This window comes from Rhodococcus sp. WS1 (assembly GCF_003797745.1).
Taxonomy (GTDB): Bacteria; Actinomycetota; Actinomycetes; order Mycobacteriales; family Mycobacteriaceae; genus Rhodococcus_F; species Rhodococcus_F erythropolis.
The window spans coordinates 323,646-347,495 of the sequence record NZ_RKLZ01000001.1 but is presented as its reverse complement, the minus strand read 5'-3'; the positions used below and the strand labels follow the sequence as shown (position 1 = coordinate 347,495).

The 23,850-nt window shown below is 64.5% G+C and carries 22 protein-coding genes; 21 read left to right on the top strand and 1 reads right to left on the bottom strand.

All coding sequences use genetic code 11. The annotated features are described in order from the left end of the window. Window positions 1–117 precede the first annotated feature (117 nt). The 16 genes from pyrR to EEB12_RS01365 all read left to right on the top strand — a co-directional run bounded on the left by pyrR (window position 118) and on the right by EEB12_RS01365 (window position 18,664). Window positions 118–759: a bifunctional pyr operon transcriptional regulator/uracil phosphoribosyltransferase PyrR gene (pyrR, locus tag EEB12_RS01445; RefSeq protein WP_020907698.1), complete on the top strand. Its 642-nt coding sequence runs from the start codon at window positions 118–120 to the stop codon at window positions 757–759. Further along, window positions 756–1,700, top strand: coding sequence for an aspartate carbamoyltransferase catalytic subunit (locus EEB12_RS01440; RefSeq protein WP_003944883.1), 945 nt, complete (start codon window positions 756–758; stop codon window positions 1,698–1,700). Before pyrR ends, EEB12_RS01440 begins: the two co-directional genes overlap by 4 nt. Further along, window positions 1,697–3,034: a dihydroorotase gene (locus EEB12_RS01435; RefSeq protein ID WP_007728012.1), complete on the top strand. Its 1,338-nt coding sequence runs from the start codon at window positions 1,697–1,699 to the stop codon at window positions 3,032–3,034. The genes EEB12_RS01440 and EEB12_RS01435 overlap by 4 nt, the downstream gene beginning before the upstream one ends. Window positions 3,035–3,040: 6 nt before the next feature. Beyond that, a complete protein-coding gene (locus tag EEB12_RS01430) occupies window positions 3,041–3,622 on the top strand; it encodes a hypothetical protein (RefSeq protein ID WP_020907699.1) in 582 nt (193 codons plus the stop codon). Then, entirely contained in the window at window positions 3,619–4,794 is a 1,176-nt protein-coding gene (gene carA / locus EEB12_RS01425) for a glutamine-hydrolyzing carbamoyl-phosphate synthase small subunit (protein ID WP_060938542.1), read from the top strand. The genes EEB12_RS01430 and carA overlap by 4 nt, the downstream gene beginning before the upstream one ends. Then, on the top strand, window positions 4,794–8,150 hold the full coding sequence (gene carB / locus EEB12_RS01420) for a carbamoyl-phosphate synthase large subunit (protein ID WP_047888353.1): 3,357 nt from the start codon (window positions 4,794–4,796) through the stop codon (window positions 8,148–8,150). The genes carA and carB overlap by 1 nt, the downstream gene beginning before the upstream one ends. Next, entirely contained in the window at window positions 8,147–8,968 is an 822-nt protein-coding gene (gene pyrF / locus EEB12_RS01415) for an orotidine-5'-phosphate decarboxylase (protein ID WP_021332968.1), read from the top strand. The genes carB and pyrF overlap by 4 nt, the downstream gene beginning before the upstream one ends. Before the next feature lie 57 nt (window positions 8,969–9,025). Then, window positions 9,026–10,225, top strand: coding sequence for a glycosyltransferase 87 family protein (locus EEB12_RS01410; RefSeq protein ID WP_232816752.1), 1,200 nt, complete (start codon window positions 9,026–9,028; stop codon window positions 10,223–10,225). Window positions 10,226–10,594: 369 nt separating this feature from the next. Then, window positions 10,595–10,915 carry an integration host factor, actinobacterial type gene (gene mihF / locus EEB12_RS01405; protein ID WP_003944825.1) on the top strand — a complete coding sequence of 107 codons (321 nt, stop codon included), beginning with the start codon at window positions 10,595–10,597 and terminating at the stop codon, window positions 10,913–10,915. Window positions 10,916–10,951: 36 nt separating this feature from the next. After that, entirely contained in the window at window positions 10,952–11,551 is a 600-nt protein-coding gene (gene gmk, locus EEB12_RS01400) for a guanylate kinase (RefSeq protein WP_029255329.1), read from the top strand. A 98-nt stretch (window positions 11,552–11,649) separates the two neighbouring features. After that, complete coding sequence (gene rpoZ / locus EEB12_RS01395) at window positions 11,650–11,949, top strand: DNA-directed RNA polymerase subunit omega (RefSeq protein ID WP_003944996.1); 300 nt, start codon at window positions 11,650–11,652, stop codon at window positions 11,947–11,949. Beyond that, window positions 11,946–13,244: a bifunctional phosphopantothenoylcysteine decarboxylase/phosphopantothenate--cysteine ligase CoaBC gene (gene coaBC / locus EEB12_RS01390; RefSeq protein ID WP_141487306.1), complete on the top strand. Its 1,299-nt coding sequence runs from the start codon at window positions 11,946–11,948 to the stop codon at window positions 13,242–13,244. Before rpoZ ends, coaBC begins: the two co-directional genes overlap by 4 nt. Before the next feature lie 188 nt (window positions 13,245–13,432). Then, window positions 13,433–14,647 (top strand): methionine adenosyltransferase, encoded by a 1,215-nt coding sequence (gene metK, locus EEB12_RS01385; protein ID WP_003944827.1) that lies wholly within the window; start codon window positions 13,433–13,435, stop codon window positions 14,645–14,647. Between the two features lie 25 nt (window positions 14,648–14,672). After that, on the top strand, window positions 14,673–16,691 hold the full coding sequence (locus EEB12_RS01380) for a primosomal protein N' (RefSeq protein WP_141487305.1): 2,019 nt from the start codon (window positions 14,673–14,675) through the stop codon (window positions 16,689–16,691). Window positions 16,692–16,881: 190 nt separating this feature from the next. After that, window positions 16,882–17,550 carry a PadR family transcriptional regulator gene (locus EEB12_RS30725; RefSeq protein ID WP_370671296.1) on the top strand — a complete coding sequence of 223 codons (669 nt, stop codon included), beginning with the start codon at window positions 16,882–16,884 and terminating at the stop codon, window positions 17,548–17,550. 94 nt (window positions 17,551–17,644) lie between these two features. After that, entirely contained in the window at window positions 17,645–18,664 is a 1,020-nt protein-coding gene (locus EEB12_RS01365; protein WP_141487304.1) for an esterase/lipase family protein, read from the top strand. A gap of 57 nt (window positions 18,665–18,721) precedes the next feature. Here EEB12_RS01365 and EEB12_RS01360 read toward each other — a convergent pair whose 3' ends face one another. Then, complete coding sequence (locus tag EEB12_RS01360) at window positions 18,722–18,928, bottom strand: hypothetical protein (RefSeq protein ID WP_003944900.1); 207 nt, start codon at window positions 18,926–18,928, stop codon at window positions 18,722–18,724. Window positions 18,929–19,216: 288 nt separating this feature from the next. Between EEB12_RS01360 and fmt the strand changes: the two genes are divergently transcribed. From fmt to ribD, 5 genes are all read left to right on the top strand, one after another. After that, entirely contained in the window at window positions 19,217–20,140 is a 924-nt protein-coding gene (gene fmt, locus EEB12_RS01355) for a methionyl-tRNA formyltransferase (RefSeq protein ID WP_020907709.1), read from the top strand. Further along, on the top strand, window positions 20,137–21,585 hold the full coding sequence (locus EEB12_RS01350) for an RsmB/NOP family class I SAM-dependent RNA methyltransferase (protein ID WP_141487303.1): 1,449 nt from the start codon (window positions 20,137–20,139) through the stop codon (window positions 21,583–21,585). Before fmt ends, EEB12_RS01350 begins: the two co-directional genes overlap by 4 nt. A 40-nt stretch (window positions 21,586–21,625) precedes the next feature. Continuing rightward, window positions 21,626–21,973 carry an MmcQ/YjbR family DNA-binding protein gene (locus EEB12_RS01345; RefSeq protein WP_019748383.1) on the top strand — a complete coding sequence of 116 codons (348 nt, stop codon included), beginning with the start codon at window positions 21,626–21,628 and terminating at the stop codon, window positions 21,971–21,973. Between the two features lie 132 nt (window positions 21,974–22,105). Continuing rightward, entirely contained in the window at window positions 22,106–22,789 is a 684-nt protein-coding gene (rpe, locus tag EEB12_RS01340; RefSeq protein ID WP_019748384.1) for a ribulose-phosphate 3-epimerase, read from the top strand. An 8-nt stretch (window positions 22,790–22,797) separates the two neighbouring features. Then, window positions 22,798–23,850 carry a bifunctional diaminohydroxyphosphoribosylaminopyrimidine deaminase/5-amino-6-(5-phosphoribosylamino)uracil reductase RibD gene (gene ribD, locus EEB12_RS01335; protein WP_141487302.1) on the top strand — a complete coding sequence of 351 codons (1,053 nt, stop codon included), beginning with the start codon at window positions 22,798–22,800 and terminating at the stop codon, window positions 23,848–23,850.

Here is a 23,850-nt window from a genome sequence, read left to right as displayed (position 1 = left end):
CACAACCGGTCGAAGTCGCTGCTCGCACGGCGGGATCAGGTCTGTCGGCTGATAGGGTGGGGACCGTCAGACATCCTTTAACGATCCGTCCAGTGAGGCGGAGAAGGAGGTCGCTGTATGAGCGTGCCCGAAGGGTCTCGCCCATCCGATCTTGCAGGTCCAGGCAGCGCCAAGGCATCCGCTGGTGCCGAGGCAAGTAGTGAGACCCGTGAATTGTTGTCCGCCCAGGATGTGGGCCGGACCATCGCGCGGATCGCTCACGAGATCATCGAGAAAACCGCACTCGACGGACCCGAGGGAACAGCCCCTCGTGTGGTCCTGATCGGCATACCGACGCGCGGAACCACCCTCGCCACGCGACTGCGCGCCAAGATCGAAGAATTCTCCGGTGTGCGTCTTCCCATCGGATCTCTCGACATCACGCTCTACCGTGATGATCTCCGCACCAAGCCGCATCGCCCGCTCGAGCGCACGTCCGTCCCCGAAGGTGGCGTCGACAATGCTCTGGTCGTCCTGGTGGACGATGTCCTCTTCTCCGGTCGCACCGTGCGCTCCGCCCTCGATGCGTTGCGCGATCTCGGTCGCCCCCGGGCCGTCCAACTCGCAGTGCTGGTCGATCGCGGTCATCGCGAACTGCCGCTGCGCGCCGACTACGTCGGCAAGAACGTCCCGACCGCGAGGTCAGAAGACGTCAAGGTTCTCCTCCAGGAACACGACGGCAGGGAAGCGGTAGTCATCTCCGGAGGTAAGAGCGCGTGAAGCACCTTCTTTCCATCGCGGACCTCGATCGTGAGTCCGCGGTAGAACTTCTCGACGAGGCAGAACGCTTCGAGCAGGCGCTGCTGGGCCGCGAAGTACGCAAACTCCCGACGCTGCGCGGACGCACGGTCATGACGGTGTTCTTCGAGAACTCGACGCGCACCCGGGTGTCCTTCGAGGTGGCCGGTAAGTGGATGAGCGCGGACGTCATCAACGTCAGCGCATCGAGTTCCTCGGTGTCCAAGGGCGAATCTCTGCGCGATACCGCGATGACCCTGCGCGCGGCCGGTGCTGACGCCCTCATCGTGCGGCATCCGGCTTCGGGTGCCGCCCATCAGATCGCCAAGTGGACCGGAGCGGCCGACGACGGTGGCCCGGCAGTCATCAACGCAGGTGACGGCACGCATGAGCATCCAACTCAGGCGCTTCTCGACGCTTTGACCCTTCGCCAGCGCCTCGGCGACATCGAGGGCAAGCGGATCGCGATCGTCGGCGACATTCTGCACAGCCGTGTGGCCCGGTCCAACGCGCTGCTGCTCTCGATGCTCGGCGCGGAGGTCGTCTTGGTGGCGCCTCCGACACTGCTGCCGGTCGGCGCGCACACGTGGCCGGTCACGGTCTCGCATTCGCTCGACGCCGAACTGCCCGGACTCGACGCGGTGCTGATGCTGCGGGTCCAGGCCGAACGCATGAACGGCGGCTTCTTCCCTTCGCAGCGCGAGTACTCGATCAACTACGGCCTGTCCGAGAAGCGACTGGCGATGCTGGCCGACCACGCGGTGGTCTTGCACCCCGGTCCGATGCTGCGCGGCATGGAGATCGCATCCGCCGTCGCTGATTCCTCGAAAACTGCTGTACTGCAACAGGTTACCAACGGCGTACACATGCGCATGGCTGTCTTGTTCCGACTGCTGGTCGGGTCGGAGGACGGTGCGCTGTGACCAGAAACGAGAACGGAGAATCACCCGTGAGTGTCCTGCTCCGCGGAGTCCTGATCTACGGAGAAGGTGAGCCCACCGACGTACTCGTCGGCGACGGCACGATCCTCGAGATCGGCGTGGACCTCGATCCGGCCACGGCATCCGAGGTGATCGATGCCGGCGGGCAGATCCTGCTTCCCGGCTTCGTGGACCTGCACACCCATCTACGTGAGCCTGGTCGCGAAGACACCGAGACCATCGAAACCGGAAGCTCCGCGGCCGCTCTGGGTGGATACACCGCGGTCTTCGCGATGGCGAACACGAGCCCCGTCGCCGATTCGGTGGTCATCACCGATCACGTCTGGCGACGCGGACAGGAAGTCGGCCTCGTCGACGTCCACCCCGTCGGCGCAGTCACCGCAGGCCTGGAAGGCAAGCAGCTCGCCGAGATGGCGACCATGGCCGCAGGCGTCGGCAAGGTCAAGATGTTCTCCGACGACGGTCACTGCGTCTACGACCCACTGATCATGCGTCGCGCGCTCGAATACTCCAGCTCACTGGGCGTCCTGATCGCGCAGCACGCGGAAGAACCGCGTTTGACGGTCGGTGCGGTCGCCCACGAGGGCCCCACGGCCGCGCGTCTCGGCCTGGCCGGATGGCCGCGAGCAGCCGAAGAATCGATCGTGGCCCGTGACGCACTGCTCGCGCGTGACGCCGGCGCCCGCGTTCACATCTGCCACGCATCCACCGCCGGAACCGTCGAACTCGTGAAGTGGGCTCGCAGCCAAGGGATTTCGATCACCGCCGAGGTCACCCCGCATCACCTGCTCCTCGATGATTCACGTCTCGAGACGTACGACGCGATCAACAAGGTCAACCCGCCGTTGCGTGAGGCCAGCGATGTTGCTGCCCTGCGCAAGGGTCTGGCCGAGGGCATCATCGACTGCGTCGCGACTGACCATGCACCGCACGCCGAGCAGGACAAGTGCTGCGAATTCGCGGCCGCCCGCCCCGGAATGCTCGGCCTCGAGACCGCGCTCTCGATCATCGTGCAGACGATGGTCCAGCCCGGCCTGTTGGACTGGCGCGGTGTTGCCCGGGTCATGAGCGAGCGCCCAGCGGCGATCGTCGGACTCGACGATCAAGGCCGTCCCATCGAGGTGGGGGAGCCCGCCAACCTGACATTGGTCGATCCGTCGGCCGAGTGGACGGTCCACGGCCCAGACCTGGCGAGTGTCGCGCATAACACTCCGTACGAGTCGATGACATTGCCCGCACGGGTCACGACCACACTGTTACGTGGCCGCATCACCGCACACGACGGGAATGTGCGGCTGCGGAGTAGCGAGGAGTAGCGCGTCATGGACAGAGCACTGTGGATCATCGGTCTGGCGATCTTCTGGGTCGCAATGATCGGCCTGATGTACGTCGGTTGGCGTGGACGCGCTCGACGCCAGAAAGACAAGATCGGCGAACTGCCGACGGTACCGGCAACCCTGGGTGAACTGCTCGTCCTGCCGACCACCGGCCTGTACGTCGGTAGCACCATCGCACCCAGTTGGCAGGACCGCATCGCCGTCGGCGACCTCGGTTTCCGCGCCACCTGCGAGATCAGCCGCTACAGCGGCGGAATTCTGGTCGAGCGTGACGGTGCGTCGGCCATCTGGATTCCGGAGAAGTCGATCCGCGCGATCCGCACGGAGAACGGTCTTGCCGGCAAGGTCATGAGCAAGGACGGCGTCCTGGTGATTCGCTGGGAATTGCCGAGCGGAACCGAGATCGACACGGGCGTGCGCGGTGACGACAAGACGGTTTATCCGGACTGGGTCAAGCCGGTAACTGCTTCGAACAAGACTGCTTCGAACAAGACTGCCTCGAACAAGACGAATGACAACGAAGACGCAAGCTCTGGCGACATCGAGCAGAACGGAAAGAACGCATGAGCGGCTTTGGCAACAGCCCCGCAGTACTGGTCCTCGAAGACGGACGGGTGTTCCGCGGAACCACCTTCGGTGCGGTTGGACAGACCCTGGGCGAAGCGGTGTTCAGCACCGGCATGACCGGCTACCAGGAAACGCTCACCGATCCCAGCTACCACCGCCAGATCGTGGTCTCCACCGCGCCGCAGATCGGCAACACCGGCTGGAACGACGAAGACGACGAGTCGGTCGGACCGACCGGCGAGCGTGCCGGCGCCAAGATCTGGGTTGCCGGGTACGTCGTTCGTGACCCCTCACGCGTCACCTCGAGCTGGCGTGCAACCGGTTCGCTGCAGGCCAAGCTCGAAGAGCAGGGCATCGTCGGAATCGCCGGGATCGACACTCGTGCCCTGGTTCGCCACCTGCGTACTCGCGGCTCGATGAAGGCTGGTGTCTTCTCCGGTGAAGCCATCGCCGCCGATGACGAACTGGTCCGACGGGTTCAGGATCAGCCGACCATGCTCGGCGCCGATCTTGCCGGTGAAGTCAGCACCACCAGCGGCTACGTCGTCGAGCCGAAGGGCGGGGAGGCGCTGTACACGGTTGCCGCGATCGACCTCGGTATCAAGACCAACACCCCGCGCATGTTCGCCGAGCGCGGTATCCGCGTCCACGTGTTGCCGTCCAACGCGAGCCTCGAACAGATCCTCGACCTGAAGGCCGACGGAGTGTTCCTCTCCAACGGTCCCGGTGACCCGGCCACCGCCGACGGCGCAGTGCACCTGACAAAAGAGGTCATCGGACAGGGCTTGCCGCTGTTCGGTATCTGCTTCGGCAACCAGATCCTGGGCCGCGCCCTCGGCCTGAGCACGTACAAGATGAAGTTCGGCCACCGCGGCATCAACATCCCGGTGATCGAGCATCAGACGGGTCGCATCGCGATCACCGCTCAGAACCACGGCTTCGCACTCGAAGGTGAAGCCGGCCAGGAATTCGACACCCCGTTCGGTCGCGCCGTGGTAAGCCACACCTGCGCCAATGACGGAGCCGTCGAAGGTGTTCGCCTGCTCGACGATTCGGCCTTCTCGGTGCAGTACCACCCGGAGGCGGCAGCCGGCCCGCACGACGCTGCGTACCTCTTCGACCGCTTCACCAGCCTGCTCTCCGCACGGAAAGAAACCGGAGTCAAGAACTAATGCCACGCCGTACAGATCTCAAGCACATCCTGGTAATCGGCTCCGGTCCGATCGTCATCGGTCAGGCCTGCGAGTTCGACTACTCGGGCACCCAGGCTTGCCGCGTCCTCCAGGAGGAGGGCCTGCGCGTCAGCCTGGTCAACTCCAACCCGGCCACCATCATGACGGACCCCGAGTTCGCCGACGCCACGTACGTCGAGCCGATCACGGCCGAGTTCCTCGAGAAGGTCATCGCCAAGGAAGCGTTGCAGGGCAACAAGATCGACGCCGTCCTCGCGACGCTCGGCGGTCAGACCGCTCTCAACGCCGCTGTGGCGCTGCACGAGCAGGGCATCCTCGAGAAGTACGACGTCGAGCTGATCGGCGCCGACTTCGACGCCATCCAGCGCGGCGAGGATCGCCAGAAGTTCAAGGACATCGTCGCCAAGGTCGGTGGCGAATCCGCGAAGTCCGCAGTTTGCTACACGATGGACGAAGTACACGCCACGGTCGCCGAACTCGGTTACCCGGTCGTCGTGCGTCCGTCCTTCACCATGGGCGGCCTCGGTTCCGGCATGGCGTACGACGTCGACGATCTCAACCGCATCGCCGGTGGCGGTCTGGCCGCGTCGCCGACGGCGAACGTCCTGATCGAGGAATCCATCCTCGGCTGGAAGGAATACGAACTCGAGCTGATGCGCGACAGTCGCGACAACGTCGTGATCGTCTGCTCCATCGAGAACGTCGACCCGGTCGGTGTCCACACCGGAGACTCGGTCACCGTCGCTCCCGCGATGACGCTGACCGACCGCGAGTACCAGGCGATGCGCGATCTCTCCATCGATATTCTGCGTGAGGTGGGCGTCGACACCGGCGGCTGCAACATCCAGTTCGCGATGGACCCGGCCGACGGCCGCCTGGTTGTCATCGAGATGAACCCGCGCGTTTCCCGCTCGTCGGCGCTGGCGTCGAAGGCGACCGGTTACCCGATCGCCAAGATGGCCGCCAAGCTTGCCATCGGCTACACGCTCGACGAGATCGTCAACGACATCACCAAGGAAACCCCGGCTTGCTTCGAGCCGACACTCGACTACGTCGTCGTCAAGGCTCCGCGGTTCGCTTTCGAGAAGTTCCCCGGTGCCGACGGAACCCTGACCACCACGATGAAGTCGGTAGGCGAGGCCATGAGCATCGGCCGCAACTTCACCGAGGCTTTCGGCAAGGTCATGCGTTCACTCGAGACCAAGCGTGCGGGTTACTGGACCGGCGCCGACATCGAGACGGAGAGCCTGGACGCCCTGCTCGCCGATCTGAGCGTTCCGCAGGACGGCCGCATGTACGGCATCGAGAAGGCATTCGCCCTCGGCGCAACTGTCGAGCAGCTCTTCGACGCCACCAAGATCGATCCGTGGTTCCTCGATCAGTTCCAGCAGATTCACGAGCTCGGTGAAAAGCTTCGCGCTGCAGAGTCTTTCGACGAGGCTGCCCTGCGTCAGGCCAAGTACCACGGCATCTCGGACCGCCAGATCGCGGCTCTGCGCCCCGAACTCGGTGGTGACACGCACGCAGGTGAGGACGCCGTTCGCGCTCTGCGTGATCAGCTTGGCGTGCGCCCCGTCTACAAGACCGTCGACACCTGCGCCGCAGAGTTCGAGGCCAAGACGCCGTACCACTACTCGACCTACGAGCTTGATCCCGAGGCCGAGTCCGAAGTGGCTCCGCAGACCGAGCGACCCAAGGTTCTGATCCTCGGATCCGGCCCCAACCGCATCGGCCAGGGCATCGAGTTCGACTACTCGTGTGTCCACGCTGCCCAGACGCTGTCCGAGGCCGGGTACGAGACCGTCATGGTCAACTGCAACCCCGAGACCGTCTCCACGGACTACGACACCGCTGATCGCCTGTACTTCGAGCCGCTGACATTCGAGGACGTCTTCGAGGTCTACCGCGCGGAGGCGCAGTCGGGCACCGTTGCCGGCGTCATCGTCCAGCTCGGCGGCCAGACCCCGCTCGGATTGGCGAAGCGCCTCGAAGCTGCCGGCGTTCCCATCGTGGGAACCAGCCCCGCAGCCATCGACCTGGCGGAGGACCGCGGCGAATTCGGTCGCGTGCTCACCGAAGCCGGTCTGCCTGCCCCGAAGTTCGGTACCGCCACCACGTTCGACGGCGCCCGCGAGATCGCAGCAGGCATCGGCTACCCGGTGCTGGTGCGTCCGTCGTACGTGCTCGGTGGACGCGGTATGGAGATCGTCTACGACGAGGCTTCACTCGCCGACTACATCTCGCGTGCCACGGAGATCTCCGACGACCGCCCGGTCCTGGTCGACCGCTTCCTCGAAGACGCGGTCGAGATCGACGTCGACGCTCTGTGCGACGGCACCGAGGTGTATCTCGGCGGCGTCATGGAGCACATCGAGGAAGCCGGCATTCACTCCGGTGACTCGGCGTGCGCACTCCCGCCCATCACTCTGGGCCGTGCGGACCTCGAGAACGTCCGCCGCTCCACCGAGGCTCTCGCAAAGGGCATCGGCGTCAAGGGCCTGCTCAACGTCCAGTACGCCCTCAAGGACGACATCCTCTACGTGCTGGAAGCAAATCCCCGCGCCAGCCGTACGGTTCCGTTCGTCTCCAAGGCGACGGCCGTCCAGCTGGCCAAGGCATGCGCCCGCGTCATGCTCGGCGAATCCATCGCCGACCTGCGCGCAAGCGGCATCCTGCCGGCGACCGGCGACGGTGGAAACACCCCGGCCGGTGCACCGATCGCGGTCAAGGAAGCTGTGTTGCCGTTCAACCGCTTCCGCCGCGCCGACGGTACCGGCGTGGATACCTTGCTCAGCCCGGAAATGAAGTCCACCGGTGAAGTCATGGGTATCGACTTCGACTTCGGTACGGCTTTTGCCAAGTCGCAGACGGCCGCCTACGGGTCGTTGCCCACCACAGGCGCGGTGTTCGTCTCGGTCGCCAACAAGGACAAGCGTTCGCTGATCTTCCCGGTCAAGCGCCTGGCAGATCTCGGATTCACCATCCTTGCCACTGAAGGAACCGCAGATGTGTTGCGGCGCAACGGTATCGAGTGCAAGCAGGTGTACAAGCAGTCGGGTGAGGATGTTCCGGCCGGTGCCGAGACCATCGTCGACCAGATCCGCAGCGGTGAGGTCGCCATGGTCATCAACACCCCGTACGGCAACAACGGTCCGCGTGTCGACGGCTACGAGATCCGAAGCGCAGCAGTCGCGTCGAACATCCCGTGCATCACGACGGTCCAGGGCGCCTCGGCAGCCGTGCAGGGCATCGAAGCGGCCATCCGTGGCGACATCGGAGTTCACTCCCTGCAGGAACTGCACGCAGGTCTTCGTCAGCCGGCACAGCAGTCGTGAGTCACAGTTGGGGGCATCGTCTCCGGTCCGCGATCGCGGACCGGGGGCGGCTGTGCGTCGGTATCGACCCGCATCCCGCGCTTCTCGACGCGTGGGGACTGCCACGTACCGCCGAAGGTCTGGAGACTTTCGCCGAGATCTGCGTCGAGGCCTTCACCGGTGAGGTTGGACTCGTCAAACCTCAGGTTGCGTTCTTCGAGGCGTACGGAAGCGCCGGCTTCGCCGTGTTGGAGCGGACCATCTCGGTTCTTCGCGATGCTGGAACGCTTGTCGTCGCGGACGCCAAGCGCGGTGACATCGGTTCGACGATGGACGCGTACGCGCAAGCCTGGTTGGGTGATTCGCCGTTGGCCTCCGACTCGGTCACCGTTTCGCCGTACCTGGGATTCGGGGCGTTGGCTCCGACACTCGAACTGGCAAGGCAGAACGCACGCGGGATCTTCGTGCTGGCACGAACCTCCAATCCGGAAGGCGGCGTACTTCAACAGTCGTCGGCTGACGGTGTGAGCGTGGCTCAGTCGATCGTCAACGCTGCGGTCGACGCGAACGCCGACGGACGCGACACCGTCGGACTGGTGGTCGGTGCAACTCGGGACCACGGTCTGGACCTGTCGCAGTTCAACGGCCCGATTCTCGCTCCGGGGCTCGGCGCGCAGGGTGCGACGGCAGCGGATCTCGCAGACATCTTCGCGGGATCGACCGAGCTCCTGCTGCCGAACACTTCCCGTGGGGTGCTCAAGCATGGTCCTTCGGTATCGGCACTTCGGGAGGCAGCAATGCGTGACCGAGACGAGATCGAAGCCGCATTGGCGCACTGATCCGTGAGTGACCTCGAGGCTCGTTCGAGCGGTGGAACCCGGTGGTACCGTCCGTCGGTGAATCGTTGGTGGCAGATCGGACTTCTCGTCGCGGCGTGCGCGCTGCTCGCCACCGGGTTCCAATCCGTCACCGGCGTACACGGCGACGATCTCGCCGTGTACCGGACGGCAGGTCAAGCCGTCCTCGACGGCTCGAACCTGTACGACGAGTCGTTCAACGCGAGACTGCCGTTCACTTATCCGCCCTTCGCTGCGCTCGTCGCCGTTCCGGTCGCCTTGGGTTCCTGGGGGGCGGTCCAGTGGGGATGGAGTTTCGTGAGCCTCCTGATGCTGGCCGCGATCATCGTGCTCAGCTATCGCGAGGTCCCGTTCACACGTAGGCGGCCCGTCGTCGTCTACGTGGGTTTCCTGGTCCTGTGGACGGCGGCATCGCCGATCTCCGATCACCTCGGGTACGGGCAGGTCGGGTTGTTCCTGACACTCCTGTGCCTGATCGACGTGCTGGCTCGACCACGGTGGATTCCCGAGGGTGTGCTGGTGGGGATCGCCGGGGCCGTCAAACTGGTGCCTCTCGTCTACATCGGTTACTACGTGATCACCGGGCGTTGGAAAGCGGTTGCGGGCGCCCTCGCCGGCTTCCTCGGCGCCACGGCACTCGGCTTTGCCGTTCTCCCGCGCCAGACGATCGACTACTTCGGTGACATCGCCTCACTCTCGGGGCGCGTCGCGGTCGGTGACCCGTCTGTGTTCGGTAACCAGTCCGTGCGTGGAATGGCCTTACGGCTACTCCCCGAGGGCCTGGTGGGTCCGGCATGGCTCGTCGCCTGTGCAGTGTTGGGTGTCCTCGGAATTGTCGCGACGCGGCGCGCTCAGCGCCTGCGAGGTGATCTTGCCGGTTTCACGGTGGTGGCTCTGCTGGCGGCAATCGTGACTCCCATTGCCTGGACCCACCACTTCGTGTGGTTGGTGCCGGCGGTGGGTGTGCTCCTCGTTCCGATCAAGTCGGGCGTGGGGGAGGACACCCGATCGGTACCCGCGTGGTCCTGGATCGCGATCGGCCTCACCGCTGCGGTCGTGCTGTTTCGGCTTCCTCGGGTCGGCGCGGACATGGATATCCCGGTCGTCGGCTTCGTCCTGGAGAATTCATTGCTCTGGGCGAGCCTCGCGGTAGTACTCGCTCTGGCCGCCCCCGGCGTGAGCCGCACCGAACCGGACACGGTCGATGCCGACGATCCGAAATCGTCGATGCCGACCTGAAAACAGGCCGCGACACGCGCATGGGCGTCGAAAATGCTCGAAATTTTTGGATGTGTCGGCGACCACGTTCATTCCCGCAGGTAACGATTTCGCACACACGCATGGGGACGTCGCACCCGATGTATCGAAATGCTTTGTGTTACAGTCTATTTCGGTACTGTACGCACGTTCGTGTTGCGTCGAATCCGTCTCGATCCAGCCGAAAACGGCGACGATGTGTGACATCGATTCGACGCGCATAACCCACCGCGATCTGCATCGGACCGCGGGGGGTGGGTTAGCAATTCGCGCCAGGCGTGAGTACGGTCGCTATCGCTGCTGGTTATCAGCGGAATAGACAAAATTTGCACACGACGAGACGGAGGAACCGTGGCCCTTCCCCAGTTGACTGATGAGCAGCGCGCTGCTGCTTTGGAGAAGGCAGCTGCTGCCCGCAAGGCCAGGGCTGAGCTCAAGGAGCGCCTGAAGCGTGGCGGCACCGACCTCAAGCAGGTCCTCAAGGACGCCGAAGACAACGAAATCTTGGGCAAGATGAAGGTTTCGGCACTGCTCGAGGCGCTGCCCAAGGTGGGCAAGGTCAAGGCTCAGGAGATCATGACCGAGCTGGAGATTGCACCGACCCGTCGCCTTCGTGGCCTCGGTGATCGGCAGCGCAAGGCTCTGCTCACCAAGTTTGACTTCGAGGCCTGAGCCGACAAGTGATGATTGCTGACGCGGCAGTGTCTGATGATTGCTGACGCAACAGTGTCAGAGAGCAAGACCGCAGTGCGGAGGGGTCGGCTGGTTGTACTGGCCGGCCCTTCGGCTGTCGGTAAGTCCAGCGTCGTTCGCGAGCTGAGAACTCGGTTGCCTGAACTCGTTTTCAGCGTTTCGGCGACCACTCGCGATCCCCGTCCCGGTGAAGTGGACGGCAAGGACTACCGATTCACCTCCCGTGAAGAATTTCAACGGATGATCGACTCCGGTGAACTTCTCGAATGGGCGGAAATCCACGGCGGTCTACAGCGCTCCGGCACCCCCGCAGCTCCGATCGAAGAAGCGCTCGAAGCTGGAAAGCCCGTACTCGTCGAGGTCGATCTCGCCGGAGCACGAGCTGTCCGCCAGGCGATGCCCGAAGCTCTGTTGGTGTTCATGGCTCCACCGAGCTGGGACGTTCTGGTGCAACGGCTGACCGGACGGGGAACCGAAACGGAAGACGTCGTGGCACGCCGACTCGAGACGGCCCGAGTGGAATTGGCCGCACAGGACGAGTTCGACACGGTCATCGTGAACGAGGATGTAAGCCGTGCTTGCGATGAGTTGGTATCCTTGTTGGTTGGGAACTGATTCCGCACCCTTCGGGAACCGATTTCCGCCCCGTTTCTCAGATATCCGGATCGATAAAACTAGTTCTTCAATGAAGATCTAATTCAGGAGACACAAGAGTGAGCAGCACTTCAGCCGCGTCCGCAGCAGGTCAGGGCGCTCTGCCTGCCTACGACACCCCGCTCGGCATCACCAACCCGCCGATCGACGAGTTGCTCGAACGCACCTCTTCCAAGTACGCCCTGGTCATCTACTCGGCCAAGCGTGCGCGCCAGATCAACGACTACTACAACCAGCTCGGTGACGGCATCCTCGAATACGTCGGACCTCTGGTCGAGCCCGGTCTGCAGGAAAAGCCGCTGTCCATCGCGTTGCGTGAAATCCACGCTGATCTCCTCGAGCACACCGAAGGCGAGTGAGCACCACGTCTGCCGCACCCGAACCTCGTTCGGGTGTCGGGGGAGTGTCCGACACGCCCACATCGATACGTAAGCGCATTGTCGTCGGTGTCGGTGGGGGTATCGCCGCGTACAAAGCGTGCTCGATCATCCGCAGCTTCACCGAGAGTGGTCATCACGTCCGCGTGATTCCGACCGAATCCGCTCTGGAGTTCGTCGGCCGCGCCACGTTCGAAGCACTCTCCGGCAACCCGGTTCACACCGGCGTCTTCAACGACGTCCCGCAGGTTCCGCATGTCCGCCTCGGACAGGAAGCCGATCTCGTTGTCATCGCGCCGGCAACCGCTGATCTGATGGCGCGAGCTGTCATGGGCCGCGCAGACGACCTGTTGACAGCCACCTTGTTGACCGCACGCTGTCCGGTCGTCTTCGCCCCCGCAATGCACACCGAGATGTGGGAGCACCCCGCAACGGTGTCCAACGTGGCGACACTGCGCTCGCGCGGCGTCCACGTGATCGAACCTGCCTCCGGGCGTTTGACCGGAAAAGACACCGGGGCCGGTCGACTTCCCGAACCCGACGAGATCGTCGGGTTGGCATCGTTGCTCCTCGAGCGCTCGGACGCGTTGCCGCGCGACCTGGAAGGTCGCCGCATTCTGGTCACCGCCGGCGGTACTCGCGAGCCGCTCGATCCGGTGCGCTTTCTCGGTAATCGCAGCTCCGGCAAACAGGGCTACGCGCTCGCCCGTCTGGCCGCCCAACGCGGCGCTCACGTCACGCTGATCGCCGGTTACACGGCCGATCTTGCCGACCCCGCCGCTGTCGACGTCGTGCACATCAAGACGGCCGAAGATCTCCGGTTGGCAGTGGAGAAGCACGCACCGGGACACGACGGAGTCGTCATGGCTGCAGCTGTCGCGGACTTCCGCCCCACCACCGTCGAAGGCAGCAAGATCAAGAAGGGCGCAAACGAACCCGACTCGATCAGCCTCACCAGAAACGCCGACATCCTCGCCGGTCTCGTCGAAGCGCGTCGTGACGGCGATCTGGACGCTCGAACGGTGATCGTCGGATTCGCCGCAGAGACCGGTGACGCCCATGGTGACGTTCTCAGTTACGCCCGCTCCAAGCTTGCCCGCAAAGGTTGCGACCTCCTCGTGGTCAATGCGGTCGGCGAGGGCAAGGCGTTCGAGGTCGATCACAACGACGGTTGGCTGCTCGGTTCCGACGGCTCGGAGTCCGCGCTCGAGCACGGATCCAAGGCTTTGATGGCCAGTCGAGTACTCGACGCCCTGGTCAAGCTCTTCCCCGAGTAGCGACACGCGCCCGGTGGTGAGAGTTACCCCACGATAATCGGGTGAGCACAAGGGTGTTGCGCAGGCGGTCCAACCGTTATCGTCGGCTCAGCCCCCAGCTAACAAAGCATGACAAAACGGTCACCGAACGGTGATTCGGATACTTCAATAAGCTGTAGTCAAGAACTCAGTCGTCGAGAGGGAGATCTGTGAGCAAGTCCGGCAGTCGGCTATTCACCAGCGAGTCCGTCACCGAGGGGCATCCGGACAAGATCTGTGACGCGATCAGCGACTCGATCCTCGACGCGCTGCTCACCCAGGACCCGCGCGCCCGCGTGGCCGTCGAAACTCTGGTCACCACCGGCCAGGTTCACGTAGCCGGCGAGGTCACGACCACTGCGTACGCAGACATTCCGAAGATCGTGCGCGACACGGTCCTCGAGATCGGCTACGACAGCTCGGCAAAGGGCTTCGACGGTAACTCCTGTGGCGTCAACGTCGCGATCGGCGCGCAGTCGCCCGAGATCGCGCAGGGCGTCGATCACTCGCACGAGGCTCGCGTCGACGGAATCAGCGACGACGAGATCGACCGTCAGGGTGCGGGCGACCAGGGCCTGATGTTCGGCTACGCCACCACCGATACGCCGGAACTGATGCCGCTGCCCATCGCGTTGGCTCATCGTCTCTCTCGCCGGTTGACCGAGGTCCGTAAGTCCGGCGTGCTGCCGTACCTGCGCCCGGACGGCAAGACCCAGGTCACCATCGAGTACGACGGTGACAAGGCTGTCCGTCTCGACACCGTGGTCATCTCCACCCAGCATGCCGCTGACATCGACCTCGACAACCTGTTGACGCCCGATCTTCGCGAGAAGGTGCTTCACTCGGTGCTGACCGACGTGAACCTCACCGATCTCGACACCTCCGATGTTCGTCTGTTGGTGAACCCGACGGGCAAGTTCGTCCTCGGTGGCCCGATGGGTGACGCCGGTTTGACCGGCCGCAAGATCATCGTCGACACCTACGGCGGAATGGCTCGCCACGGCGGCGGCGCGTTCTCCGGCAAGGACCCGTCAAAGGTCGACCGAAGCGCTGCCTACGCCATGCGTTGGGTGGCCAAGAACGCTGTTGCCGCAGGTCTGGCCGACCGCATCGAGGTTCAGGTCGCATACGCCATCGGTAAGGCAGCTCCGGTCGGACTCTTCGTCGAAACCTTCGGCACCGAGAAGACCGATCCGGCACGGATCCAGAAGGCGATCACCGAGATCTTCGACCTGCGTCCGGGAGCGATCATCCGCGACCTCGACCTGCTGCGTCCGATCTACGCGCAGACGGCGGCATACGGTCACTTCGGTCGCACCGACATCGACCTCCCGTGGGAGAGCACCGATCGTGCCGACAAGCTGCGTAGCGCAGCTGGTCTCTGATCACTGACGTACAGACGGGGCGCGGGTGGGCGCGGAAAGAGTAGCGGCAGAAGTCGATCCGGTCGCCCGGGTGCTGCCGATGCTCCCGCTCGCTCACCTCGACCGTGAATTCGACTACCTCGTTCCTCGTGAACTCGAAGCGGATGCGCAGCCCGGAGTCCGGGTGCGCATCCGCTTCGCTGGTCGTCTGGTGGACGGTTTCATCGTCTCGCGCGAGGCCACCAGTGACCATCAGGGGAAGTTCGGCTGGCTCGAACGCGTCATCTCGTCCGAGCGGGTCCTGACGGCCGAAATCGCGCAAGTCGTCGATCGTGTGGCGGAGCGTTATGCCGGAACCCGCGCCGATGTTCTCCGTTTGGCGGTACCGCCGCGCCACGCGAAGGTCGAGGCGGAACCGTGGGAGCCCGCCGAGCCGCCGCCCGCTCCTGAACCGATCGAAAATGGTTGGCATCTCTACAGATTCGGTGACGCCTTTCTGTCCGCGATTCGCGAGTCGAAAAGCCCGCGTGCGGTCTGGCAGGCGTTGCCTGGTGAAAACTGGCCACTGCGCCTGGCCGAATTGGCCGGGGCTGTAGCGGCAAGTGGTAAATCCGCGATCCTGGTTGTGCCCGATCAACGCGACCTGGACCGCGTCGTCGCCGCATGTACCGAACTCTCCGGAGCGGATGCAGTGGTGGGTCTGTCCGCAGGCCTGGGGCCGGCCATGCGATACCGAAGGTGGCTCGCTGCACTGCACGGGACCGCCCGGATCGTCGTCGGCACGCGCAGTGCAGTTTTTGCGCCGACGCCCGAGACCGGTCTTGTCGTCGTCTGGGACGACGGCGACGACAACTTGTCCGAGCCGCGGTCGCCGTATCCACATGCCCGCGAAGTTGCCGTCCTGCGTGGCTACGTCGCCGAGTGCGCCGTCGTGATCGGTGGGTTCTCCCGTACGGCAGAAGCGCAGGTACTCGTCGACTCGGGATGGGCGCACGATCTGGTCGCTACGCGGGACGTCGTTCGTGCTCACGCACCCAAGATCACCGCGCTCGCCGACAGCGATCAAGCCTTGGCCCGCGATCCGGGAGCCAGAGCGGCTCGTTTGCCCGCTATTGCATTCGCGGCCGCTCGGCGCGCTCTGGGTGAGGGCAACGGAGTCCTGGTGCAGGTGCCTCGGCGGGGGTACGTACCGACCCTGGCCTGCGGAAAGTGCCGTGCCCCGGCACGGTGCCGTCGGTGCAACGGTCCACTGGCTCTTCCCGCTGCGGCAGGTCCCGACGGCGCCGGGACACCGGCGTGCCGCTGGTGCGGGGTTGCCGATGCCGCCTACCGATGTCACGCGTGCGGGGCGAAAGCGTTGCGCGCGGTGGTGGTCGGTGCCGGCCGGACCGCCGAAGAACTCGGGCGGGCGTTTCCCGGTGTGAAAGTTGTTCTGTCCGGGGGCGGTGATGTGGTCAAGGAACTGCCACACGGGCCCGCGTTGGTGGTCTCGACAGTGGGTGCGGAGCCGGTGATGACCGGCGGCTACGGCGCCGCGCTCTTGCTCGACGGTTGGGCACTGCTCGGCCGGCCCGATCTTCGCGCCGCCGAGGAAACACTCAGACGCTGGATGTCGGCTGCTGCCATGGTGATTCCGCTGTCCGAAGGCGGTGAAGTTGTGGTTGTCGCAGACTCGGGTATCCCGACGGTGCAGGCGTTGGTCCGATGGGATCCAGTGGGGCACGCACAATCTCAATTCGAGGAACGGGACGAGGTCGGCTTTCCTCCGGCCGTTCACATGGCTGCGATCGACGGTGGATCCGCAGCAATTGCGGAGTTGGTGGACTCAGCTGATCTGCCGGCAAGTGCTGTACTACTCGGACCAGTGGAATTGCCTGCGGGGGAGAGGCTTCCGTATTCCGGTGAGGACGAGAGCGGTGTCGCGCCGGAGCGAATGCTGGTCCGCGTTCCACGCAAGGACGGTCGCGGCCTTGCGGACGCTCTGGCACATGCGAGGGCCGCGCGCAGTGCGCGGAAGTCATCGGGTCCGGTCCGCATTCAGATCGACCCACGCCGCATCGGCTGATTTTCGAGTTCTCCAAGGCATGCTTGTGTGCAGCAAAAATCTTGCGCAACCCGATATGGCGATATATCGTCGAACTATCAACGATAGTGATGGAGGTTCGACGATGGATGCAAGTTTCCCGAACGAGGGGATGTTCGGCCGACGCGGTTTCTTCGGCGGTTTCGGCCGTGAGCAACGGCCACCATTTGTGATGTGGGTGCCGACGGACGACGGCGCGCCGGGCGATGGTCCCGGCGATCGAGACGGTGGACGACGCGGTCGACCGCACGAGCGGCCGGGCTTCGGTGACATGCCACGCAGAGGCCATCGGCGGGGGCGTTTCGGTCCAGACGGCGGACCCGGCCCCGGCTTCGGTCCGGGCGCTCAGTTCGGTCGCGGGCGAGGACGTGGCGGACGAGGTCGTCGTGGAGATGTGCGCGCTGCGATTCTGTTGTTGATCGCGGAAGAGCCGATGCACGGCTACGAATTGATTCAGCAGATCGTCGAGCGCAGCGGCGGCGTCTGGAAGCCGAGTCCGGGTTCCATTTATCCCGCGCTGTCCCAACTCGAGGACGAGGGACTGGTGATCATCGAAAAGGTCGCCGGCCGCAAGACCGCCAAGCTGACCGAGGAAGGCCTCGCGTACGTCGAGGAGCATCGCGCCGATCTCGGGGCACCGTGGGATGACGTTCGTCTCAGCGTAGGGGAGCCGGAGCAGGACCTTCGTGAACTGATCGGCCAGCTGATGGGCGCGGCCGGTCAAGTGGCTGCTGTAGGCACACCAGCGCAGGTCAAGGCCGCAGCCGACGTGCTTGTCGAGGCGCGCAAGTCGCTCTACCGAGTGCTTGCCGGTGATGACGCCGATGAAGGCGGCAATTGAGACGTCGGATACCTACTGTTCGGTAGGGTATGCGCCCCGAAGTTTCTGGTGTTACGGTCAGCTCCCTCGTAGGATCAGAGCAGGAGCAGGAACAATGGCTGGCGTCAAACGGTCTGTGGGACTGACATTTTCGGTAGCAGTGGCGCTGCTGATCGGAGCACCGCCGGCGATATCGGCTGCCGCACCGACGCTCCCGTCTGCGAGTGCCGACGCGATGGACGTTCCTCTCGACATCGGTCCGGGTCAGGCGACTCGTTCCGTTGCCACGGCATATGCGCATGCTCATCCAGGATCCGCGCCTGCCGGGTCGAACGATTTCGGCTGTGAGCCTTCCGCCACGCATCCCCGACCGGTTGTACTCGCCCACGGAACCGACACCGAGGCGTACGCGGATTGGGCGGCCCTGTCGCCGGCACTGGCAGCTGACGGCTATTGCGTCTTCGCCCTCAATTACGGCGGTGCGATCAAAGAAGAAGACGGGGACGTCGCACACGAGACTTACGGCGTCGGCGACATAGTCGGTAGTGCGACCGCATTCGGTTCTTTCGTCGATCAGGTGCTGACCGCGACCGGAGCGGACAAGGTCGACGTGATCGGCTACTCCCAAGGCGCGACGGTGACGCGGTACTACGTCAACAAAATGGGCGGCGACGCCTACGTCGATCATTGGGTCGGCTTGGCTTCGCCGACCTACGGCGGGGTGATGTTCGGGTTGGTTCCCATCGTCCGTGCGATCCCCGGCGGAGAAGACTTTGTCGAAGATGTCTTTTCGCGAGCTGTCCGCGAGCAGATGCAGGGGTCGGATACGTTGAACGCCCTCAACGACGGCGGCGACACCGTACCCGGAGTGCGCTACACGACTATCGGGTCCACTGTCGACGAGATGATCCAGCCGTCCTCGAACATCGCGCTCCGCGACGCCGGTGCAGAAAACATCGTCCTCCAGGATCTGTGTCCGTCGAACCTGACCGGCCACTTCCGCATGCCGTACGACCCCTACGTGATCGACGTCATCCGGACGGTCCTCGACCCCGATGCCGAGCGGCACGCTTCGTGCAGCGCGGTGCCGCTCGGCACGGATATTCCGCAAGTGGTCATCGACGCAAATTCGTGAGCTGCAAATTCGTGAGCTGCTAACTCGTGAGCACCGAGACCACGTGGGTCGGGATGTTTACTCGGCGAGCTTGGCAGTGGCCTGCGCCCACAGGAAGAACTTGTTCGTTCCGAGGTCGCGGACGGTCTTGATGTTGAACGCTGCCTTCAAATGTTCTGCGTCCGAATCGCTTACGCCGTTGAGTGCCGCGACCGGGGCGTCCGCCAATTCTTCGACGGACTTTCCTGCGTAGGCCTTGTCGAACTTACTGTCGATGCCTGCCATCTAAGTTCCTCCGTGTGATCGGTGTATCCCGTATCAGCCTCCGCCGAGTGGCGACGACAGAGACAGTCAATACCGAGGACCGGTGAATCTGCAGGGTTCTGATCAAAGAAATTGCTGAGAAAGTGGTTCGGTGTGGCGCGAGGTAGGTCGTAGCTCCCGCAGTCCTTAGACTGACAGTTCCACCCACCGACACATCCGGGAGCATTTTCGTGAGTTGCAGTCCACCGCGTTCGACAGGCCGATCGGCTGATCAGAGTCCGAAGAGCCCAACGAAACGGGAGAGCTGACATGCGCGTCGTGTTCGCCGGAACGCCCGAACCCGCGGTTCCTTCGCTGCGGCGTCTCATCGAGTCCGCCAACCACGAAGTGGTAGCCGTCGTCACGCGTCCGGACGCTGTGGCGGGCCGCGGTCGCAAAGTCACCCGCTCGCCGATCGGTCTGCTTGCCGACGAGCATGGCATCCCGGTCCTGACCCCGGTCAAGGCGTCCGATCCCGACTTCGCAGCCGAACTCGCCCGCCTCGAACCGGACTGCGCACCCGTCGTCGCCTACGGAAACCTGTTGCCGCAGAACGTCCTCGACATTCCGAAATACGGTTGGGTCAATCTGCATTTCTCGCTGCTTCCGGCGTGGCGCGGCGCCGCGCCGGTGCAGGCTGCGATCAGTGCCGGTGACGAGGTGACGGGCGCCAGTGCGTTCCGTTTGGAAGCCGGCATGGATACCGGCCCCGTGTACGGAGTGATGACCGAGCGGATTCGCGACACCGATACGGCAGGCGACCTGCTCGGGCGTCTGGCGGAAAACGGCGCTGCCCTGCTCGAATCGGTACTCGACGGCCTGGAGGCCGGAGAGATCAACGCGGTTCCGCAGTCTGCCGACGGCGTCTCGTACGCCCCCAAGGTGACTGTGGACGCGGCCCGCGTGCGGTGGGAATTGCCCGCTCGCACGGTGGACCGGCACATCCGAGCAGTCACACCCGCGCCTGGGGCATGGACGATGATCGGTGATCTTCGAGTCAAGGTCGGCCCGGTCACCGTTACGGACGAGACCCTGGCAGTCGGTGAGATCTCGGTACGCAAGGATGGTCTGTACATCGGTACCGCGACCACCGCGGTACGACTCGGGCAGATTCAGCCCCCGGGCAAGAAATTGATGTCGGCAGGGGACTGGGCACGCGGTGCCCGACTCGACGCGGAGGTACGAGCACAGTGACCGAATCACGACGACCGGCACGGCGGACACAGGGTCCCGGAGCCAAGAATGCAACCGGCGGCAAGAACACCAAGCCGAAGCAGGCCAAGCGGCCGGATCCGGCAACCGCCGGGCTCGATCAGCCGCGACTGGCTGCGCGCGACGTCCTGCGCGCGGTCCGTGAACGTGACGCATACGCGAACCTGGTTCTGCCAGGGCTCCTGCGCGACCGCAAACTCGACGCACGCGATGCGGCGCTGGCAACCGAACTCGCGTACGGCGCGGCACGTGCTCAGGGCCTCCTGGATGCGGTGATCGCGCATGCGGCGGGTCGGCCGATCGAAGAGATCGACGGAACCCTGCTCGATGTTCTTCGACTCGGCTCGTACCAACTGCTGCGTACTCGTGTCGCACCGCACGCTGCTGTTGCCACCTCGGTCGACCTCGTCCGCGCCGAAAACAGCCAGGGCCGAGCAGGATTCGTCAACGCGGTCCTGCGCCGTGTCTCCGAACGCACCCAGGACGAGTGGGTCGAGCTGCTGGCGCCGAAGGACCCGGTCGGCCGACTCGCCTTCGAGCACGCGCATCCCCTGTGGATCGCGCAGGTATTTGCCGACTCGCTCGGCGCCGCAGCCGGAGAGCTCGAAGACGTCCTGATCGCCGACGACGCCCGCCCCGCCGTGCACCTCGTCGCCCGCCCCGGTGAGATCTCCGCCGAGGAGCTCGCACTGGTGACCGGCGGCGAGATCGGGCCGTACTCGCCGTACGCCGTGCATCTCGACGGCGGTGACCCCGGACAACTCGAGGCGGTCCGCCAAGGCCTGGCAGGAGTGCAGGACGAGGGCAGTCAGCTGGTTGCCCGCGCCCTCAGCATTGCTCCTCTCGAAGGTGAAGACTCCGGACGCTGGCTCGACCTCTGTGCAGGTCCAGGAGGAAAAGCGGCACTTCTCGGTGCTCTTGCCGGCATCGAAGGTGGTCGACTCGACGCCGTCGAGCCGGTCGAACACCGTGCCGAGTTGATTCGCAAGACCACTCGCGAGCTTCCCGTGGACGTACACGTGGCGGACGGCCGCGAATCCGGGCTCGAACCCGGATACGACCGCATCCTCGTCGACGCTCCCTGCACCGGGTTGGGTGCGCTGCGTCGGCGCCCGGAGGCACGTTGGCGTCGCCAGCCGTCCGATGTGGCTCCGCTCGTGAAGTTGCAGCGTGAATTGCTTGCTGCCGCAATCGAACTGGTTCGCCCCGGCGGAGTGGTGCTGTACTCCACGTGCTCGCCGCACTTGTCGGAAACGCTGGCAGTGGTCGCCGATGCGGTGCGGCGTCATGGCGTCGTGGAACTCGACACCAAGGAATTGGTGCCAGGTGTCCCGGACGTCGGAGACGGATCGTCGGTTCAGTTGTGGCCGCATCGACACGGCACGGACGCTATGTTCATGGCCGCTTTGCGCAAGCCGCTGGCCTGATCGGATGACTTCTGGGCATCGGTAGTCGTATGGTGCCTACATGGTTACGTGGGAACAGGTTGTAGTACTGGGTTCGGCTCTTCCCTCCGTGGAAGAGTCGACCTCGTACAACACCCCGGCACTCAAGGTGGCAGGTAAAACTTTTGCGCGGCTCCGCACCGAAGCGGAGGGCGCTTTGGTCGTGATGTGCGGTCTGGACGAGAAGGAGGCGCTACTCGCCAGTGGCGAGGCGGCTTTCTTCACCACAGATCACTATCACGGGCACGGATCGATCCTCGTGCACCTCGAACTGATCGACGAGGTGCAGTTGGGCGAGATGCTCGAAGATGCGTGGCGGATCAAGGCGCCCGCCAAGGTGCGAAAGCTCCGCACCGTCGTCAAGAACTGATCGGATTTCACCGGCTCCGATGTGCATGCACGGTCGGCGATGAAGCACAGCCGATGTGCATGCACGGTCGGCGATGAAGCACAGCCGATGTGCATGCACGGTCGGCGATGAGTCACAGCTAAACTCGGCGGCGTGGCTTCCCCGATGATTGCACCGTCCATTTTATCCGCAGATTTTGCTCGACTCGCCGATGAAGCGACTGCCGTGTCCGGCTCCGACTGGCTTCACGTCGACGTGATGGACGCGCATTTTGTTCCCAATCTCACGCTGGGTCTGCCGGTGGTCGAGAGTCTGCTGAAGGCGACGGACATTCCGCTCGACTGCCATCTCATGATCGAGAATCCGGAGCGCTGGGCGCCGCCGTACGCCGAGGCCGGTGCGTACAACGTCACGTTCCACGCCGAGGCCACCGACGACCCGCGTTCGGTTGCCCGCGATATTCGTGCAGCTGGTGCCAAGGCGGGGTTGAGCATCAAGCCTGGAACCCCGATCGACGACTACCTGGAAATCCTCAAGGACTTCGACACCCTCTTGATCATGAGCGTCGAACCCGGATTCGGTGGTCAGTCCTTCATGCCTCAGGTGCTCGACAAGGCACGCGCAGTTCGAAAGCTCGTCGACTCGGGTGAGCTGACGCTCCTCGTCGAAATCGACGGCGGCATCAACGCTTCCACGATCGAGCAGGCCGCTGAAGCAGGGATCGACTGCTTCGTCGCCGGTTCGGCGGTGTACGGGGCGAGTGATCCCGGTGAGGCGGTGCGCAAGCTACGCGCGCAGGCCGCCTCGGCGTCGCCGCACCTGACGCTGTCGGTCTGAGCCGCTCGATGGCAAAGGGTGGACAGGCGTCGACGGCTGATCTTGACGCCGCGATGCAGATCGCGCTGGCCGCAGCGGATTCTGCGCGCGGATTCACCAGCCCCAACCCGCCGGTCGGCGCTGTCATCCTCGCCGCCGACGGCACCATCGCGGGCGTCGGTATGACGCAACCGCCCGGTGGACCGCACGCGGAGGTCGTGGCTCTCGACGAGGCCGGCGATGCGGCACGTGGCGGTACGGCCGTGGTGACACTGGAACCGTGCAATCACCAGGGGCGAACCGGGCCCTGCTCGCAGGCATTGATCGACGCCGGAGTCTCGGCGGTCGTCTACGCAGTCGGTGATCCCAATCCCGAGGCTTCCGGCGGCGCAGCGACGCTCATGCGCGCTGGAATCAGCGTCACCGCCGGACTGCGAGCACCCGAGGTGGAAGCTGGTCCACTGCGAGCCTGGCTACACAAACAGCGCACCGGTCGCCCGCACATCACGTGGAAGTACGCGGCCAGTCTGGACGGGCGCAGCGCCGCCGAGGACGGAACGAGTCAGTGGATCACCGGTCCGCAGGCGAGGGCGCGCGTGCATGCTCAGCGGGCGCAGATCGATGCGATCGTGGTCGGCACCGGCACCGTGTTCGCCGACGATCCGTGGCTGACGGCGCGTCAGCCCACCGGTGAGCTAGCGGCGCACCAGCCCGTACGCGTCGTCGTCGGAAAGCGTGAAATACCTTCGACGGCAAGCGTTCTCGATGACACCGCACCGACTCTGGTGCTCAACACCGACAACATCGACAAAGTAGTCGAGGCGTTGGGGGAGTACACAGACGTACTGCTCGAGGGTGGGCCCCGTCTGGCCGGAGCATTCCTCGCCGCCGGATATGTCGACGTCATCGAGGCGTACATCGCTCCGATACTGCTCGGCGCGGGCGCTTCCGCGCTCGTCGATGCCGGAGTGCACACCATCACCGACGCCCACCGATTCCGTTTGGAGTCCGCGGTAACGATCGGCCCCGATATTTTGTTGAGTCTGGTTCCGGAGAGTTCTGCTCCGGGGAACGAGGAGTAG

Coding starts and splice junctions, on each gene's coding strand:
- gmk (WP_029255329.1), top strand. CDS start 10,952: ATGATTGCTGACGCAACAGTGTCAGAGAGCAAGACCGCAGTGCGGAGG.
- carA (WP_060938542.1), top strand. CDS start 3,619: ATGAGCGGCTTTGGCAACAGCCCCGCAGTACTGGTCCTCGAAGACGGA.
- fmt (WP_020907709.1), top strand. CDS start 19,217: ATGCGCGTCGTGTTCGCCGGAACGCCCGAACCCGCGGTTCCTTCGCTG.
- ribD (WP_141487302.1), top strand. CDS start 22,798: ATGGCAAAGGGTGGACAGGCGTCGACGGCTGATCTTGACGCCGCGATG.
- EEB12_RS01360 (WP_003944900.1), bottom strand. CDS start 18,928: ATGGCAGGCATCGACAGTAAGTTCGACAAGGCCTACGCAGGAAAGTCC.
- EEB12_RS01345 (WP_019748383.1), top strand. CDS start 21,626: ATGGTTACGTGGGAACAGGTTGTAGTACTGGGTTCGGCTCTTCCCTCC.
- pyrR (WP_020907698.1), top strand. CDS start 118: ATGAGCGTGCCCGAAGGGTCTCGCCCATCCGATCTTGCAGGTCCAGGC.
- EEB12_RS30725 (WP_370671296.1), top strand. CDS start 16,882: ATGTGGGTGCCGACGGACGACGGCGCGCCGGGCGATGGTCCCGGCGAT.
- EEB12_RS01365 (WP_141487304.1), top strand. CDS start 17,645: ATGGCTGGCGTCAAACGGTCTGTGGGACTGACATTTTCGGTAGCAGTG.
- carB (WP_047888353.1), top strand. CDS start 4,794: ATGCCACGCCGTACAGATCTCAAGCACATCCTGGTAATCGGCTCCGGT.
- EEB12_RS01430 (WP_020907699.1), top strand. CDS start 3,041: ATGGACAGAGCACTGTGGATCATCGGTCTGGCGATCTTCTGGGTCGCA.